Here is a 15,005-nt window from a genome sequence, read left to right as displayed (position 1 = left end):
GCTCTGTACCATTCAGGTAGTAAGCTCTGCTGCTTCTAGTACATGTGCTTGCGTATCCACCGGCTGTTAACAAAAAAGAACAGTCTTGTCAGCGGACTTTTCTTCATCAGGCGTTTGGATACATGCCTCACTTCACGCTGTTCACTGACTTTTGGATCGGATAAATAAAGTGCCAGAAGTCCCTCGATGACCATGCGGTGCATGGAGGTTTCAGGAAGGGTCTCTACGTCTTTGCGGGCCCACTCCACAATGGAGGCGATCCGGTCCAGCATCGTATCAGTAGTGTCATAATAATTGCAGAAGTTGAGATCACCGCCGGCCCGGTCTTCATCCTGATCAATCAGATAGTCCAGCATAATGTGCAGTCCGCAGAGATGCGGAAAGTATGCGGCACGGATCGAAGCCGATTTCGAAGTGCTGAGTTTAGGATCACAGGCAGCCAGAAACAGCATAAAAATGCCCAGCGTAGAGCCCGTTGCAGCTGCAAATTCATTCCAGTGCAGATGCGGCGCCCGCTGTCCTTCTTTCGCCCACCATTCCTTCAGGGCAGCTTCCCTGAGTTCGGGGCGGATATGCTTGTATACCTGCAAATCCGTATACAGCACGGCCAGATCCCTGATTTCCGCCGCTGCTGCGCCATATCCCGGCAGCAGTGCAGTCATCTCCTGGCATTTGAGTACCAGCCTGGACAAATACCCTCCGTCGTTCTGTTCGCTGCGCAGCGCATAATAATTAACAGGCACAGCACCTGGAGTAATCGCATCAAGCATCGATTGATGCAGCAGCCTGAAATCGGCCGGATCAAGCGATGTACTGCGGTCACACAGGTTGTCCAGGTAATCACTGATCGTTTGATAGGCAACAATTAGCGGAATCAGTATATGTCTCATCGACAAATTGCCGGCAGCATAAATTCCGCCGCCTTCGCAGTGAAACTGCTTGGTCTCTATGCTGGCAAGCGCTTGTTTCCGGAGCTCAGGATCAGGAATGCCCTCTGCATCCTGACGCCAGAAACCAAGGTGTTCCCGCACTTCCGGCAGCACGTACTTGTAGACCCTGTTCATGAGCCCTATCGGGCCCCTGGGACTGAGGTAACGGCCTTGCTCAAATTCATTCAATGACAGTGCCTCCACATTGTTGTCTCCTTATCCAAATCATCATTATTATAATATCATCAACCTCTTTGTACAAACAACAAAATCACTTTCGCAAAAGGTTGAAAGATTCAGAAATACCTCATTTTTAACAAACATACAGACTTATCTTTATGCTATACTAGGCATATTTGATATCGGAGGAGTGCAACATCAATGTATCCAGGACGGACCAGCAGCGAGTACAGCGACCAGAACTGGCTTAGATCCTTCATGTTCACCATTTACGGCACCAGCGTGCTGGCCGTTTCGTATTTCCCGCTGTTTTATGCAAATCTTGGTTTCAGCAGCACGCAAATCGGACTGCTCTATGCCGTCGGCCCCCTGATCTCCATCCTCTCCAATCTGTTCTGGAGCATGATCAGTGACAGGCTGGGCACCGTCCGCAAGATTATGGCTATTCTGCTTGCAGGCCAGCTTGTGACAGCAATTCTGCTGTCCAGGGCCGAAGAGTTTGGGACAGTACTGATTATTCTAACCTGTTACTATTTCTTCTATTACCCGGTTTTTCCGCTTGCAGACACCATGGCGATCAAAATTGCCGAGCGGCATAAACGCAACTTCATCTCTATCCGCGTTTTCGGGTCTCTGGGCTATTCTTTCTTCGCCCTAACTGTCGGCTATGTTCTGAGAGTCCTTGATTCCTCATGGAGCATCACCTTATGTATTATTGTAGTAATCGCGGCACTGCTCATCACCATAGGGCTGAAGGATGTTAAACGTGATAGCGCTGTCCAGAAATTGAACACAATTGCTGCCGATGGAGCGGATGAATCTCCTAAGGGAAGCGGGCTCAAGGAAATTCTGCTGCAAAAAGAGGTCCTGTGGTTCTTCGGCTGCGTCCTGGTGCTGGCCACCGGCTACCGGATGAATGAAGCCTTTCTCACCTTGAGCCTTAAGGAAATGAATGCCGGAGATGAGATTGTCGGCTGGGCGCTGCTGTCTTCCGCCCTGAGCGAAATCCCCATTTTTTTCCTGCTGAGCAAATACGGCGAGAAGTTTAAAGAGCTCCCCCTGCTCGCGGCTGCAAGCCTGATGTTCACCCTGCGCTTCCTGTTCATGTCACTGGCCCAGGAGCCAATAACCGTTGTCGCAATCCAGGCCATGCACAGCGTATCGTTCGGAATCTTCTTTGTAACGGCTGTCCGTTACATCACCGGGATTATTCCCGATCATTTGCGGGCTACGGGCCAGGCGATATTCACAGTTGTCTGGTCGAGTGCCGCAGGTCTGCTCAGCGGGACCTTCGGCGGTATTATATTTGAAAATGCCGGCCGTTCCGTATTCTACATCGTAGCCACCGGGTTTTCTGTCGCAGCATTTGCCGGTTTTTTATTCAAGCATCTTCTGGATACTGGCGGCGGAGTCCCCCGCCGGCCCTTCCGCAAACGCCCGGTTGAACCTGCCCCGGGCTCTGCGCAGGCGGATGTACCAGCCGCCGATAAAACATCTTTATAACATGCTGTAGCCCTGGCTGCCCGGATTCCGCGGCCAGGGCTTTTCAGCGCAACAAAAAAACACAGTTCCCGAAAGAACTGTGTCCTGTGAGTTGATGGTTACCACTCTTGCAAGTGCCTGCCATAATTCAATATATATTGCAGCCGGCAGATGCCTGCCATGCTGTTTCTTATAATTTAACTACGTTAGCTGCTTGAGGACCGCGGTTGCCTTCAGTGATATCAAATTCAACCTCTTGGCCTTCATCCAAAGTCTTGAAGCCTTCGCCTTGGATTGCTGAGAAGTGAACGAATACATCTTCGCCGCCTTCTACTTGAAGAAAACCGTAACCTTTTTCTGCGTTAAACCATTTTACTGTACCTTTCAAATGAACAACCTCCTAAAAATAGCGCCATATATGACGTATGCTTACATTATACCCCATCTATTCCTGCAAATCAATCCATGTTTTACCTATAGTAGTGATTTTATTTGCTTTTCCCTTCCCCTCTGCGTTATCATTGACCCAAAAGCCAAAAATCGCCAGGGTGGTAATGATAATGATCAAAAAACATGAGATATACAAAACAGACAAATGGAACATGATGACCGTGGAGGTTCAGGGCCGTTATATCATTCTCCGTGAGATTTCCGACCAGTGGGGAGAAGAAACGCATACCTTTATGAGCCGTCCGGCCATGATGCAGTGGGTTAACAACCGCTTTAACAAAGAATCTTACAAGGATAATGAAGAAGAATACAACAATATTATGGCTGCCTTCAAGCAGGTATAGGCTGGCATGGATAACGGAAATCTTGTAATTTACGTTATTGCTGTCCTCTGTCTCGGAGCCGTGCTGATTATGTCCAAGGATAAGCTGCCTCCCCGCTATAAACGCGGCATGGCTCTGACTGCGGTCATCATGATTGCACTCGCTTTTGTCTTCATTATTTACAGCTTGCTTGCGTAACTTTTGCGGGGCTTTCACTCCAAAATTTCATAATCAGGAAATGGCAGGGCATACTAAGCAGACTCTATGAACTCAGGAGGCGCAGGATATGCCCTTTCCCGCCAGAACCCTTACACTGCTGCTTGCACTAAGCCTGCTGCCTGGCGATGTTACCAGCGCAGCAGAACCGCAAAAGTATATGCCTACTATATCCCATCATTCAAGGAGGATTTCCATGGAACAATTATTGAAAAGAAGTGAAGTACCCGCCGAGAATCGCTGGAAACTTGAAGATATGTTTGCTTCACAGGAGCAATGGGATAAGGAATACGCCGAAGTCAAGGAATTGATCAAAAAAGCTTCCGGTTTCCAGGGCAAGCTTGACTCGCCGGACCAGCTTAAGGCCTGTTTTGAGCTTGACGACCAGCTGTCACAGCTGGCCGAACGCCTGTATGTATACGCTCATATGCGCCAGGATGAGGACACCGCTGCCCCGACCTACCAGGCACTTACCCAGAAAGCCAAGAAGCTTAGTGTTGAAGCGGGAGAAGCCCTCTCTTTTGTAACACCTGAAATTCTCTCCCTGCCAGTGGAGAAGCTGGACCAGTTCATCGCAGATCCTGATTTGTCCGCTTATACCTTCACCTTGACGGAAATGAAGCGCGAGAAGGCCCATGTCCTGTCCAAGGCTGAAGAAGCCCTGCTTGCGCAGGTGGGCAACATCTCCCAGGCGCCGCAGAATATTTTTGGCATGCTGAACAATGCCGATCTCAAATTCCCGAAAATCAAGAATGAAGCAGGCAAAGAAGTGGAATTGACCCATGGCAGCTACATCCAGTTCCTGGAGAGCACCGACCGTGAGGTCCGCAAGAACGCTTTTAAAGCCGTCTATGAAACTTACAGCAAGCAAAAAAACACCATCGCCGCGACACTGAGCGCCAACGTGAACAAGAATGTCTTTTATTCCCGTGTCCGCAAGTACCCTTCTGTCCTGGAGATGTCGCTCTATGGCGATAATATCCCCAAAGAGGTGTACACGAATCTGATCGACACCATTCACGAGAGTCTGCCGCTGATGCACCGCTACATGAAGCTGCGCCAGAAGCTGCTCGGCGTTGACGAACTGCATATGTACGACCTGTTCGCTCCGCTGGTGGATGAATACAAGCTGGACATTACTTTTGAAGAAGCCAAAAAGATTACCAAAGAAGGCCTGAAGCCGCTCGGCGAGGATTATCTCAGTGTGCTGCAGGAAGGTTATGACAACGGCTGGATCGATATTTACGAAAATGAGAACAAACGGACTGGCGCTTACAGCTGGGGAGCCTACGGCACTCACCCTTACGTGCTCTTGAACCATAACGATAACCTGAACAGCATGTTCACACTGGCACATGAAATGGGTCATGCCCTGCACTCCTATTACTCGGACAATGCGCTGAAGTACCGGGATGCCCAATATACGATTTTCCTGGCGGAAGTAGCCTCCACTACCAATGAAGCGCTGCTGATGGACTATCTCCTGAACAAGTCAACGGATCCTAAGGAAAAAATGTATCTGCTTACCTATTATGCCGACCAGTTCCGCACAACCGTATTCCGCCAGACGATGTTTGCCGAGTTCGAGAAGATCATTCACCAGCGTGCAGAAGACGGCGAGTCCCTGACTCCTCAGGACCTGTCTGCAATCTACTATGATCTGAACGTCAAATATTACGGCAAAGACATGGTTGTGGACAAAGATATTGAAATGGAATGGGCGCGCATTCCGCATTTCTACAACAGCTTCTACGTCTATAAATATGCCACCGGCTTCTCGGCTGCGACCAGCTTTGCGAAGCAGATTCTCGAGGAAGGCAAACCTGCTGTGGACCGTTACCTCGGCTTCCTGAAAAGCGGCGGCAGCGACTATTCGATCAACATTCTGTCCAAAGCCGGCGTAGATATGTCTTCTCCGGAGCCGATCCGCGAAGCGATGAGCGTATTCGAGAGCGTGATTGAGCAGATGGAGCAGTTGACCAAATAAGCCGGACAGCTTAGTATTACAATAATCCCTTGCCCTTGCCTGGCAAGGGATTTGTACTGTTACACGACCCCAAGGAGGAATGTCACATGAGATTGCAATGGTCACTTATACTCGGTCTAATCTTCGCTCTGCTTACTGCCGTATTCGCAGTCATCAATGTCGATCCGGTTCAGGTCAATTTCGGCTTTGATGTCGTCAGCATCCCCCTCATTCTAGTCATTCTGGGCTGCGCGCTCATTGGAGGCGTTATCGTGGGTTCCTACGGCATTTTCCGCCAGTACAAACTGCAGAAAGAGATCAAGTCGCTCCATGCAGAGCTCTCCAAGCTGCGTGATACCGGAAGCTCCCTGGATTCCCTGAGCACACCGGATGAAATTTAAACGAAGAACGGAGGATTTCACAATGCTTACTATTCAGCCTAACGAAACCTATATTCTTGCCATTCTCAAAAAATTGCTTGATACCCCCAGCCCAAGCGGCTTCACCACACAGATTATGAACCTTGTAGCCGAGGAAGCAGCCGCACTTGGTGTCGAGCTCAGCTGGAACGAAAAGGGCGGCCTCATTCTGACTGTGCCCGGGCTTGATCCTTCCCGGACAATCGGAATCAGCGCCCATGTGGACACCCTTGGTGCCATGGTCCGCTCAATCAAACCTAACGGCACACTCCGGCTGACCTCTGTCGGCGGCTTTACGATGAACAGTATTGAAAATGAATACTGCATCATTCATACCCGCAGCGGATTGACCTATACCGGCACCATTTTGACCAGTCATCCTTCCGTTCACGTCTATCCCGATGCCCGTGATTTCAAACGTTCTGAAGAAAATATGGAAGTGCGGATCGACGAGCTTGTATCGAATAAGGATGAGGTGCGGAAGCTGGGGATTGCTGTCGGCGACTTTATTTCTTTTGATGCACGCGCAGTAATTACTCCAAGCGGTTATATCAAATCCCGCCACCTGGATGACAAGGCAAGCGTAGCTGCACTGCTTGGTCTGCTTGAAAGCATCAAACGCGAGAACTGGAACCCCCTCCACAACCTCTCTCTCCTCATCTCCAATTATGAAGAGGTGGGACATGGCGCATCCTGGATTCCCGGTGAAATCAGCGAGATGATCGCTGTGGATATGGGAGCCATGGGCGATGATCTGAGCTGCAAGGAAACCGACGTTTCAATTTGCGCGAAGGATTCGTCGGGACCTTACGATTATGCCATGACCGGCCGGCTGATCGAGCTGGCTAATGCGCTGGCTATTCCTTTTGCGGTAGATATCTATCCGCAGTACGGCTCCGATGCTTCCGCCGCCCTCAAGGGAGGCAACAACATCCGCGCTGCCCTGATCGGACCTGGTGTACACGCCTCCCACTCCATGGAGCGCACGCACAAGCAGGCCGTGCTGAATACAGCCAAGCTGCTGGCCGCTTATGTCGGCACCCGCTGAACCGGGCGGCAGTAAAGTACGGCAGCTCCTACAGCGCAGAGCGGTAATTATTGCACTGGCTGCGCTGCTGGCAGCTGCGGCCCTTATAGGGACTTTCCTCCTGGCAGTGACGGATAAGCAGTTGAAAGAGGCTTTTGACGGCCTCCCCCATACATATGAGTATTTAGAGGTAACAACCCCCGAACAGGTGAACCTGCATATGATGGCAGTTGCTCCTGAGGACATTGCGCTGCGTGCTGCAGGAATACCGCTGCGCCAGGTTGCGGCTTATGGCATCAACGGCGGCTTCTTCTACGGAGAGGACCTTTTGTCAGTTGCTATCGTGAACGATGTCCCTGTGAACGGAACACGGGGCGGTTATGGCTCCGGCTGGTTCAATGCCAAATATGCCCGCGGAACCATGGTTTGGAATGGAACGGACGGCAGGCTGTCCGTTCAGACCGTCTCTTCCGGTGACGAGCTTAAGATCACTGACCGCGCGCACTACTGGGCCCAGGGAGGGATCAGCATGCACCTGCAGCAGGAAGAGCTGTGGACAACCGCTATGAGAGCTGAGCACCTCCCCTATGCTGATGAGCAGCGGCTGCGTTCCGGGATGGTCTATGACAGCTCCGGGAAGCTCTGGCTGATCGTTACACCGACGCTCTGTACAGCGGAACAATTCCGCACCGCGGTACTACACAGTGTCCCTGGTGAAGGGCGGGAAGGCATTTTCCTCGACGGCGACGGCTCCTCGCAAATGAATGCCGAAGAGATTGTATTGACCGGCGATTCCCGGCCGGTTGTACAGATGATCGCTGTAGCAGGCAGCAAATAAAGAAACTTATTCAAGGCCAGTAACAGCAAAAGGGTGCTGCATCCGTAATGGTAACATTACTCTTGCGGCACCCTTTTTTGTTAGTGGATAAGGATTATGGACAGGAAGAGTACCGGGGATCGGTATTTTTCTTGTCCCTGTTCAGAATGACGAGCCTCTCGCCTGATTTAGCGATCAGATAGCGCACCCTTTCAATATCTTCATCCGCTGCTTCATCGATAGACAGCACCGCCGTCAATCTGATTCTGCTTGCAGTCCGGCTTCTGACCGTAATTCTTCTGGGGATGAACGGGATGGTCCCGGTGTCTCCCACAATAACATACAATCTGTTATTCCGGGTAACAGTCTGCAGATTGCAGAACATCCGGTTACTCATCGCAGTTCCCCAATATTTCCGGAAATACGCAATGACCTTGGCTCTGGTACTGAACTTCAGCGGCAGACGTTTATACTCTGCACCGCCGACCGTAATGACCCTGAATTCATCTGCAGAATCATACACGTCAAACCAGGCCATTTCCGCAGCAGCAATAAAGGCTTTTAACCCACTGGTAGTCTGGGCTATTCTTGGCATGCAACCGCCTCCTCGTAATACTGTATTACAGGAGATCAAAATCGCCAGTGTGCTTGACCAGAGCAGGAAAATTCCTCTGATATGCGGTCATTGCTGCCGATCAAAAAAGCAGTTGGCAGCCGGAATCCCGGCGCCAGACTGCTTTTATAAAAAAAAGTATTTGTAAACCTTGCGCTTTACTTTCCGGCAATCTTCTCCGCAAGCTCATTCAAATAGGTCCAGCGCTCCATCAGCCTTTCCAGCTCCGCTTCACCCTGACGCTGTTTCTCCAGCAGCTCCTGAAGTCTGGCTGAATCTGCAAAAGCAGCTTCCATCTCCGCATTAATATCAACAAGCTGCTGCTCCGCCTGCTCGATCATCTCATCGATGGTTTCGTACTCCTTCTGTTCCTTGAAGGTGAACTTCACCTTTTCTTTGGCCGGCGGCGGACTTGAGGCATTCTGGTTTTGCTGCGGTGCTCCGCGTTTACCGGCGCCTTCGTTCGTGGCGGAATCACTGCGCGAAGTAACGTTCTTGGCCATCCATTCCTCATATTCACTGTAGTTCCCGACATGTACCCGGATATTCCCGTCCTCAAAGGCAATCAGCTTATCAACGACACGGTCCAGAAAATAGCGGTCATGGGATACTGTAAAGACTACGCCGGGAAATTCATCGAGGTAATCCTCCAGTATGGCAAGTGTTCCGATATCCAAATCATTGGTAGGCTCATCCAGCAGCAGCACGTTAGGGGCTCCCATAAGGACACGGAGGAGATAAAGTCGTCTTTTTTCGCCCCCGGACAGCTTGGCAATCGGAGTCCACTGCATAGCCGGCGGGAACAGGAAACGCTCCAGCATCTGGCCTGCCGTGATGACACTGCCATCCGCCGTTTTGACGATCTCCGCCTCTTCCTTTACATACTCAATGACCCGCATGCTGCCGTCCATATCCTGATGCTCCTGGGTGAAGTATCCCAGCTTGACAGTTGCTCCAAGCTCAACTTCGCCGCTATCAGGCTGAAGCTTGCCGGCAATCATGTTCAGCAGTGTAGATTTGCCGCTGCCGTTCTTGCCGACGATTCCTACCCGGTCCTGGGGAACGGCAATATAATTCAAATCTTTAATCAGCGTCCGTCCATCCAGGACCTTGGTCAGATCCTTGATTTCAATAATTTTGCGGCCCAAGCGGGTTGAAGCCACGGAAATATCCATAGAACCTGACGAGGTGCCGCCCTGGCTCTCCTTCAGCTTCTCAAAGCGGTCGATCCGGGCCTTCTGCTTCGTAGTCCGCGCCTTGGCTCCCCGCCGGATCCAGGCCAGCTCGGTGCGCAGCAGATTTTGCCGCTTCTGCTCGGCTGAGGCCTCACGCTCCTCACGGTCCGCCTTCAGCTCCAGAAACCGGGAGTAATTCGCTTCATAGCGGAACAGACGTCCGCCGTCCAGCTCCAGCATTACGCTCGCTACCCGCTCCAGGAAGTAACGGTCATGCGTCACCATCAGCAGTGCGCCGCGCCGCTTCTGCAAATACTGCTCCAGCCAGGCAACGGAATCAGTATCAATATGGTTGGTAGGCTCGTCCAGGATCAGCAGCTCCGAAGGTGTAATCAGCGCCGCTGCAAGAGCTACACGCTTGCGCTGCCCGCCGGATAACGTATCCATCAGCGCATCAAAAGCCGTGATTCCGAGCTTGGTGAGCACGGTTTTGGCTTCACTCTCCAGCTGCCAGATTCCTGCTGCATCAATCGCCTGGCTGATGCGCACCAGCTTGCTTTCAAGTCCCGCGTCACCCGGATTTTGCTCCAGCAAAGCGGTGACTTCCATATATTCGCGCATGGTGGCAAGTCCCGGATCATCCCCGGCAAACACCTGCTGCAGCACGGTATTCTCCGGTTCATAAGGCGGATTCTGCGCCAGATACTGGACCCGCACATCGTTGCCGATGGCAATCTGCCCTTCATCTGCTGTGTCCAGCCCGGCGATAATTTTCAGAAAGGTTGATTTCCCTGTACCGTTGACACCGATAACTCCGATTTTATCCCGGTCATCCATGCCAAACGATGCGTCACGGAACAATATTTTCTCTCCATAGCTCTTGGAAAGATGCTCCACGGTCATAATATTCATGCTCTGTCCTCGCTTGCGTTATATTTTAACAGCGGATTACGCCTCTTCCTGTTCCTCTGCTACAGGCAGGTTATGTACCTCATCAGCGTTCATGCTGCCCAATGCCCCGTGGATGAACAGCCCGGCAGCAAATTCCGCCCGTTTATGCGCATCCTGCTCCGAAAAGCCGGGGTTCAGCATAATATCCATCTTCAGGCGGTCCAGCATCCCGATATAGGACTCCGCCATCAGCTCAGGCTCCCTCGCCTTGCCTTCCAGCAGCACCTTTACTACAGCCTGCATGTAATCCTGCATGAATTGGGCCATATAAGCCATCAGCTCCGGATTGTTGTTGGGAGCCCGGAAGAACAGCTTGGTATGCTGCTTGCGTTCATAGTAATAAAAAAGATGATGCACGGCGATAACCGATAATTTGTCTGCCAGAGTGCCGCAAGCCTGAAGCTTGTCCTCAAGCTGCAGCAGAAATCCTTCACAGTCACGCCGCGTAACGGCCATGAACAGGTCTTCCTTGCTTTTGAAATATAAATAGACCGTGCCTTTTGCAATTCCCGCACGCTCTGCCACTTCCGACATCTTCGTTTCGTAAAAACCGCCTGAACCGAAGAGCTCATAAGCAGCATCAAGAATAGCGTTATGTTTGCGCTCTGAGGATGCGCTGCTCACCGGTCCACCTCCTAACATTGAGTATATCAGTACATGTTACTAAATCATATCACACCTGCCAGAAGTGCAACCGCTCCGCCGATCAGCGAGCTGATTGCATTGACCGCATCATTGTCCATCCAGCGCCAGCCCCGGGAGTGCACAGTAGGTGTCCCGCAATGCTGCGAGGCCTCCACCTCCCGGCCGCAGACCTGACAGCGGTTCATCCGCTGCACCGTCGCGCCGAGGATGGAATCAGCAAATGCCCCGGCCAGACCACCGGCCAGACCGGCCAGCACCAGCAGCAGGAAGGGATGACTTTCCATTCCCGAGACTGCGCGCAGCACCCATGAAGCGACACCGATCAGGATGCCGCCGGCAGCTGCGGCAAGGGTACCTGGCAGCGAGACGCCGCCCGAGGTTCCGGCAGGCAGCACCCTGCCTGTCAGCACGGAACGCGGAGGCTTCTTGGCCAGTGTACCGATCTCTGTTGCCCAGGTATCCGAAGTAACCGTGGCCATTACGCCGATAAAGAGAAATCCCCAGAGCTCCAGCGGATAGACCGCATTCAGCAGCACCAGCAGCATGCCCATCCCGCCGTTGGCGAATACCTGACCGGCATCCCGCCGGCCGGTTTTGTCATAAGTCTGCTCAAGCTCCGCTTTGTTCTCATGATGAAGCCTGGAGAGCATGCTGGAGGATATAAAGAACACCAGCAGTATGCCGAACCAGAACGCATTTCCGGCTCCGAAATAGATCGTTCCCATAAGTACAGCCGCGACCATGCCGGAGAAGCTGAGCGACTGCTTGCGGTAAGCGGCTCCGGCGACCAGCAGGGCGCCGCAGGCGCCGATCACCCATTGAATCAGCGGACTCATCAACCGATCAGGCAGGTGCCCATCAGCTTGTCACCCCAGTACAGCTCGAACGAATCGCCCGGAACAACGGGGCCTACCCCTGCCGGTGTGCCCGTAAAAATAATATCATTTTTGCCAAGCCCGTAGCGGGCAGCAATGAAATCGATAATTTTTTGCAAGGGGAAAATCATATTCTTCACGTTACCGCGCTGAACCTCGGTTCCGTTCTTGAGCACTGTAAAATCGCTGGCCTCCAGCTCCTCTTTGTCCGGAAACGCAATATACGGGGTCAGCGGAGCGGCATTCTTAAAGCCTTTGGCAGCCGTCCAGGGCAGACCTTTCTTTTTCAGATCGTCCTGAACGTCCCGCAATGTGAAATCCAGGCCAAGCGCCATGACATCGACCAGCTCCTCTACAGTCATGCCTGGAGTATAATCCCGGGCAATACGCAGAACCAGTTCGCCTTCGTAATGAATCATACCGGCATTTTTGGGCAGCTCAATCACTGCCTTGTCAAGGGAGACAGCCGAGTGGGAGGGCTTCAGAAAGATGAGCGGCTCCGCCGGAACTTCATTGCCGAGTTCCTCAGCATGTAATTTGTAATTGCGTCCAACACAGTAAACGTTATTAACAGCAGCGCACATATACCTTCAGCTCTCTTCCCGTCGATAGTAGTTGCCAAGCGGAATAAATGTCTGTCAAGCCTTCAAAAACGTATCGCCCCAAATGTCCGGACGGTTGGTACAGATCATGATATCTGAATGCATTTCGGACAGCCGGCGCATTTCCTTCGCCTTGTTCACTGTCCAGGCCATAATTTTGATCCCGCGTTCGGCGAGCAGCTTCGCAAGCCCCGGGTTCAGCCGGGCAAAGCTGATCGAAAGAAAGGAACAGTCCAGCTCCTTCAGCTTTTTGGCAGGGTCTCCCATTCTTGAATCGTAGATCAGCCCTGTGCTTATACGGGGGTCCAGCTCCTTGATCCGCTGCAGCGCACCGGCGTCGAACGAGGTCAGGACCACCTCATCGCGCATACCCTTGGCATTGACCAGATCAATTACGGCCTTCTCCAGCCCCGGATACATATCGCCGGTTGTCTTCAGCTCAATGTTGAGCTTCAGCCTGCCCGCGGCGAGCGTCAGAACCTCTTCCAAAGAGGGTACCCTTTCTCCGCGAAAAGCACGCCCTTTCCAGTAGCCGGCATCCAGCCGCCGGATGTGCTCAAAGTCCATATTCTTCACTTTCCCGTGTCCGTTGGTCGTACGGTCCAGTGAAAAATCATGAATGACAACAGGGACGCCATCTTTGGTAAGCTGAACATCGATCTCCATCCACCTCACAAAGGGAAGGGCCAGCGCCATGCGTACGGCGGCGAGTGTATTCTCAGGCGCTTTTCCGGAAAATCCGCGGTGGGCAACACACATATTTTTCATCTAAGTACACCTCCCGCAGAAGTATGGTCCCTCCCCGAACCTCTCGGAGAATACTTTGACATAAGAACGGGGAATGACCTGCTTACGATAGTTTCATCAGACAAGGTACCCCGCTAGCGGACCTGCATGACAGTACCGTCGTTGTTGATCTTAACCCGTCCGGCGGACAATGACTCCACCTTGTTCAGCAGCAGCTGTCCGTCCGCTTCGTTCATCGGTACTGGCTGGCCCAGCTCAGCGTACATCGGACTCAGCTGAAGCGAGCATTGGCCCTTTGCACTGCACTCTGCCTGAAATACTGCTGTCTCCCAGGTAGCGGGGTTCGTGGATCTGGTAAAAATAAAATTCCCTGTACTGTAGGCAATCCATTTGCCCTTATAGGGCTCAATGCCCTGCAGTACATGCGGGTGACCCCCCATTACAAGGTCGGCTCCGGCATCAATGAAGCTGTGCCCCAGCGCCTGCTGGATAGCATCATACTGCTCCACCCGTTCCTTGCCCCAATGGACAACGACGACAACAAGGTCTGCCTTCTTCCTGGCAGCTGTAATGGCCTTCAATGCTTCTGCACTGTCATAAACCGAAGCCACCCCCGGCTTCTTCGCACCAGCCATCCAGTCGCTCTTCGGCATCACCCGTGTGAAGCCCAGCAGTGCGATTTTAATGCCTTTGCGTTCAAAATACTGCGCAGAATAAGCTTCCTTGCTGTCCGAGCCTGCCCCGACATATGGAATGCTGCGCTTGCTGAGATGGTCCAAGGTGTCCAGCAGCCCTTCCTCACCCTGATCCAGGGTATGGTTGTTGGCCAGATTTACCGCATCCACACCTGCGGCCTTGAGTGCATCCAGCGCCTCAGGAGCACCCTTGAATACAAACTGCTTGTCGGCGGCCCCCACTCCGCCTGTGGTGATCGGAGTTTCGAGATTGACGACGGTCAGATCATCCTTTTTGAACATTCCGTCCAGCGCGGCGTAGGAATAGGCGTAGCCATTCTTCTGGAGCAGCTCCCCCACTCTGCCGGCAAAAATGACGTCTCCTGCAAAATTGAGCTTAATGGTCTCTCCGGAAGCATCCTCCGGCAAGCCGGATACAGCACTCCCGCCGGACGCCGGGCTGTCTGCTTTCCCGCCGGCCTCATCTTCATCCGGAGCTTCTGTTGCTTCCGGCGCGGCGGTCATTTCGGGGCTCATCACCGGTTCGGGGGTAGGTGAAGGCTCGGGCTCCGGCGTTACTGCCGGAGAAGGCGTAATAACAGCTGTAGGTTCTGCTTCAGGCGTAGGCATGACTGCTGCCAGCGTCGCCTGAGGCGTATTCTCCGGTGAAGGCTGGACTGCTTCCTCCCCGGGCGGAGGGGCAGAAATGCTTTTTTCGTTATCACTGATGAAATAAAAAGTAAGCATAGCTGTAATCAAAAAAAGCAGACTTACATTTATCCATGCCCAAGCCGTTTTGCGCCGGCGCTTGCTCCTTTTCTTGCTCTTCTGTCGGTTGCTTGATCGCGGCGGATACATGGGTACAAATATTCTCCTTTGCCTTAAAGTGTTTCTATTATAGCATAACTATTACT

Annotated in this window: 16 protein-coding genes; 7 read left to right on the top strand and 9 right to left on the bottom strand. The window is 52.3% G+C overall.

The annotated features are described in order from the left end of the window. Positions 1-35: 35 nt before the first annotated feature. Positions 36-1,118 (bottom strand): tetraprenyl-beta-curcumene synthase family protein, encoded by a 1,083-nt coding sequence (locus C2I18_RS22625; RefSeq protein ID WP_249897983.1) that lies wholly within the window; start codon positions 1,116-1,118, stop codon positions 36-38. 192 nt (positions 1,119-1,310) lie between these two features. Here C2I18_RS22625 and C2I18_RS22620 point away from each other — a divergent pair, with 192 nt between their 5' ends. Next, a complete protein-coding gene (locus tag C2I18_RS22620; RefSeq protein WP_249897982.1) occupies positions 1,311-2,612 on the top strand; it encodes an MFS transporter in 1,302 nt (433 codons plus the stop codon). Positions 2,613-2,781: 169 nt separating this feature from the next. Here the strand turns inward: C2I18_RS22620 and C2I18_RS22615 are convergent, their stop codons facing one another. Next, positions 2,782-2,979, bottom strand: coding sequence for a cold shock domain-containing protein (locus C2I18_RS22615; RefSeq protein WP_249897981.1), 198 nt, complete (start codon positions 2,977-2,979; stop codon positions 2,782-2,784). Positions 2,980-3,151: 172 nt separating this feature from the next. Between C2I18_RS22615 and C2I18_RS22610 the strand changes: the two genes are divergently transcribed. The 6 genes from C2I18_RS22610 to C2I18_RS22585 all read left to right on the top strand — a co-directional run bounded on the left by C2I18_RS22610 (position 3,152) and on the right by C2I18_RS22585 (position 7,830). Further along, on the top strand, positions 3,152-3,385 hold the full coding sequence (locus tag C2I18_RS22610; RefSeq protein WP_249897980.1) for a hypothetical protein: 234 nt from the start codon (positions 3,152-3,154) through the stop codon (positions 3,383-3,385). 6 nt (positions 3,386-3,391) lie between these two features. Then, positions 3,392-3,562, top strand: a complete 171-nt coding sequence (locus C2I18_RS22605; RefSeq protein ID WP_249897979.1) for a hypothetical protein — start codon at positions 3,392-3,394, stop codon at positions 3,560-3,562. Between the two features lie 214 nt (positions 3,563-3,776). Next, positions 3,777-5,567 carry an oligoendopeptidase F gene (gene pepF, locus C2I18_RS22600; RefSeq protein ID WP_249897978.1) on the top strand — a complete coding sequence of 597 codons (1,791 nt, stop codon included), beginning with the start codon at positions 3,777-3,779 and terminating at the stop codon, positions 5,565-5,567. Between the two features lie 86 nt (positions 5,568-5,653). Continuing rightward, positions 5,654-5,947 carry a LapA family protein gene (locus C2I18_RS22595; RefSeq protein ID WP_249897977.1) on the top strand — a complete coding sequence of 98 codons (294 nt, stop codon included), beginning with the start codon at positions 5,654-5,656 and terminating at the stop codon, positions 5,945-5,947. 22 nt (positions 5,948-5,969) lie between these two features. After that, entirely contained in the window at positions 5,970-7,013 is a 1,044-nt protein-coding gene (locus C2I18_RS22590) for a M42 family metallopeptidase (protein ID WP_249897976.1), read from the top strand. Beyond that, positions 6,997-7,830: a hypothetical protein gene (locus tag C2I18_RS22585; protein WP_249897975.1), complete on the top strand. Its 834-nt coding sequence runs from the start codon at positions 6,997-6,999 to the stop codon at positions 7,828-7,830. Before C2I18_RS22590 ends, C2I18_RS22585 begins: the two co-directional genes overlap by 17 nt. A 94-nt stretch (positions 7,831-7,924) precedes the next feature. On the opposite strand, the gene C2I18_RS22580 is transcribed toward C2I18_RS22585, so the two are convergent. The 7 genes from C2I18_RS22580 to C2I18_RS22550 form a co-directional block, all read right to left on the bottom strand. Next, entirely contained in the window at positions 7,925-8,404 is a 480-nt protein-coding gene (locus C2I18_RS22580; protein WP_249897974.1) for a DL-endopeptidase inhibitor IseA family protein, read from the bottom strand. A gap of 176 nt (positions 8,405-8,580) precedes the next feature. Beyond that, positions 8,581-10,509: an ABC-F family ATP-binding cassette domain-containing protein gene (locus C2I18_RS22575; protein WP_249897973.1), complete on the bottom strand. Its 1,929-nt coding sequence runs from the start codon at positions 10,507-10,509 to the stop codon at positions 8,581-8,583. Positions 10,510-10,545: 36 nt separating this feature from the next. After that, the gene (locus C2I18_RS22570; RefSeq protein WP_249897972.1) at positions 10,546-11,172 is read right to left on the bottom strand and encodes a TetR/AcrR family transcriptional regulator; all 627 of its coding nucleotides are present in this window, start codon (positions 11,170-11,172) and stop codon (positions 10,546-10,548) included. 44 nt (positions 11,173-11,216) lie between these two features. Continuing rightward, on the bottom strand, positions 11,217-12,017 hold the full coding sequence (locus C2I18_RS22565; RefSeq protein WP_249902206.1) for a DUF92 domain-containing protein: 801 nt from the start codon (positions 12,015-12,017) through the stop codon (positions 11,217-11,219). A gap of 11 nt (positions 12,018-12,028) precedes the next feature. Then, complete coding sequence (locus tag C2I18_RS22560; RefSeq protein ID WP_249897971.1) at positions 12,029-12,652, bottom strand: fumarylacetoacetate hydrolase family protein; 624 nt, start codon at positions 12,650-12,652, stop codon at positions 12,029-12,031. A gap of 54 nt (positions 12,653-12,706) precedes the next feature. Further along, positions 12,707-13,438, bottom strand: coding sequence for a glycerophosphodiester phosphodiesterase (locus C2I18_RS22555; RefSeq protein ID WP_249897970.1), 732 nt, complete (start codon positions 13,436-13,438; stop codon positions 12,707-12,709). Between the two features lie 113 nt (positions 13,439-13,551). Next, entirely contained in the window at positions 13,552-14,838 is a 1,287-nt protein-coding gene (locus tag C2I18_RS22550; protein ID WP_249897969.1) for a CapA family protein, read from the bottom strand. Between the last annotated feature and the right edge of the window lie 167 nt (positions 14,839-15,005).

The sequence above is a fragment of the Paenibacillus sp. PK3_47 genome, from assembly GCF_023520895.1.
Lineage (GTDB): Bacteria > Bacillota > Bacilli > Paenibacillales > Paenibacillaceae > Paenibacillus_AQ.
Note: the sequence above shows the minus strand (reverse complement) of the source record. Positions and strands in the feature narration are given on the sequence as shown.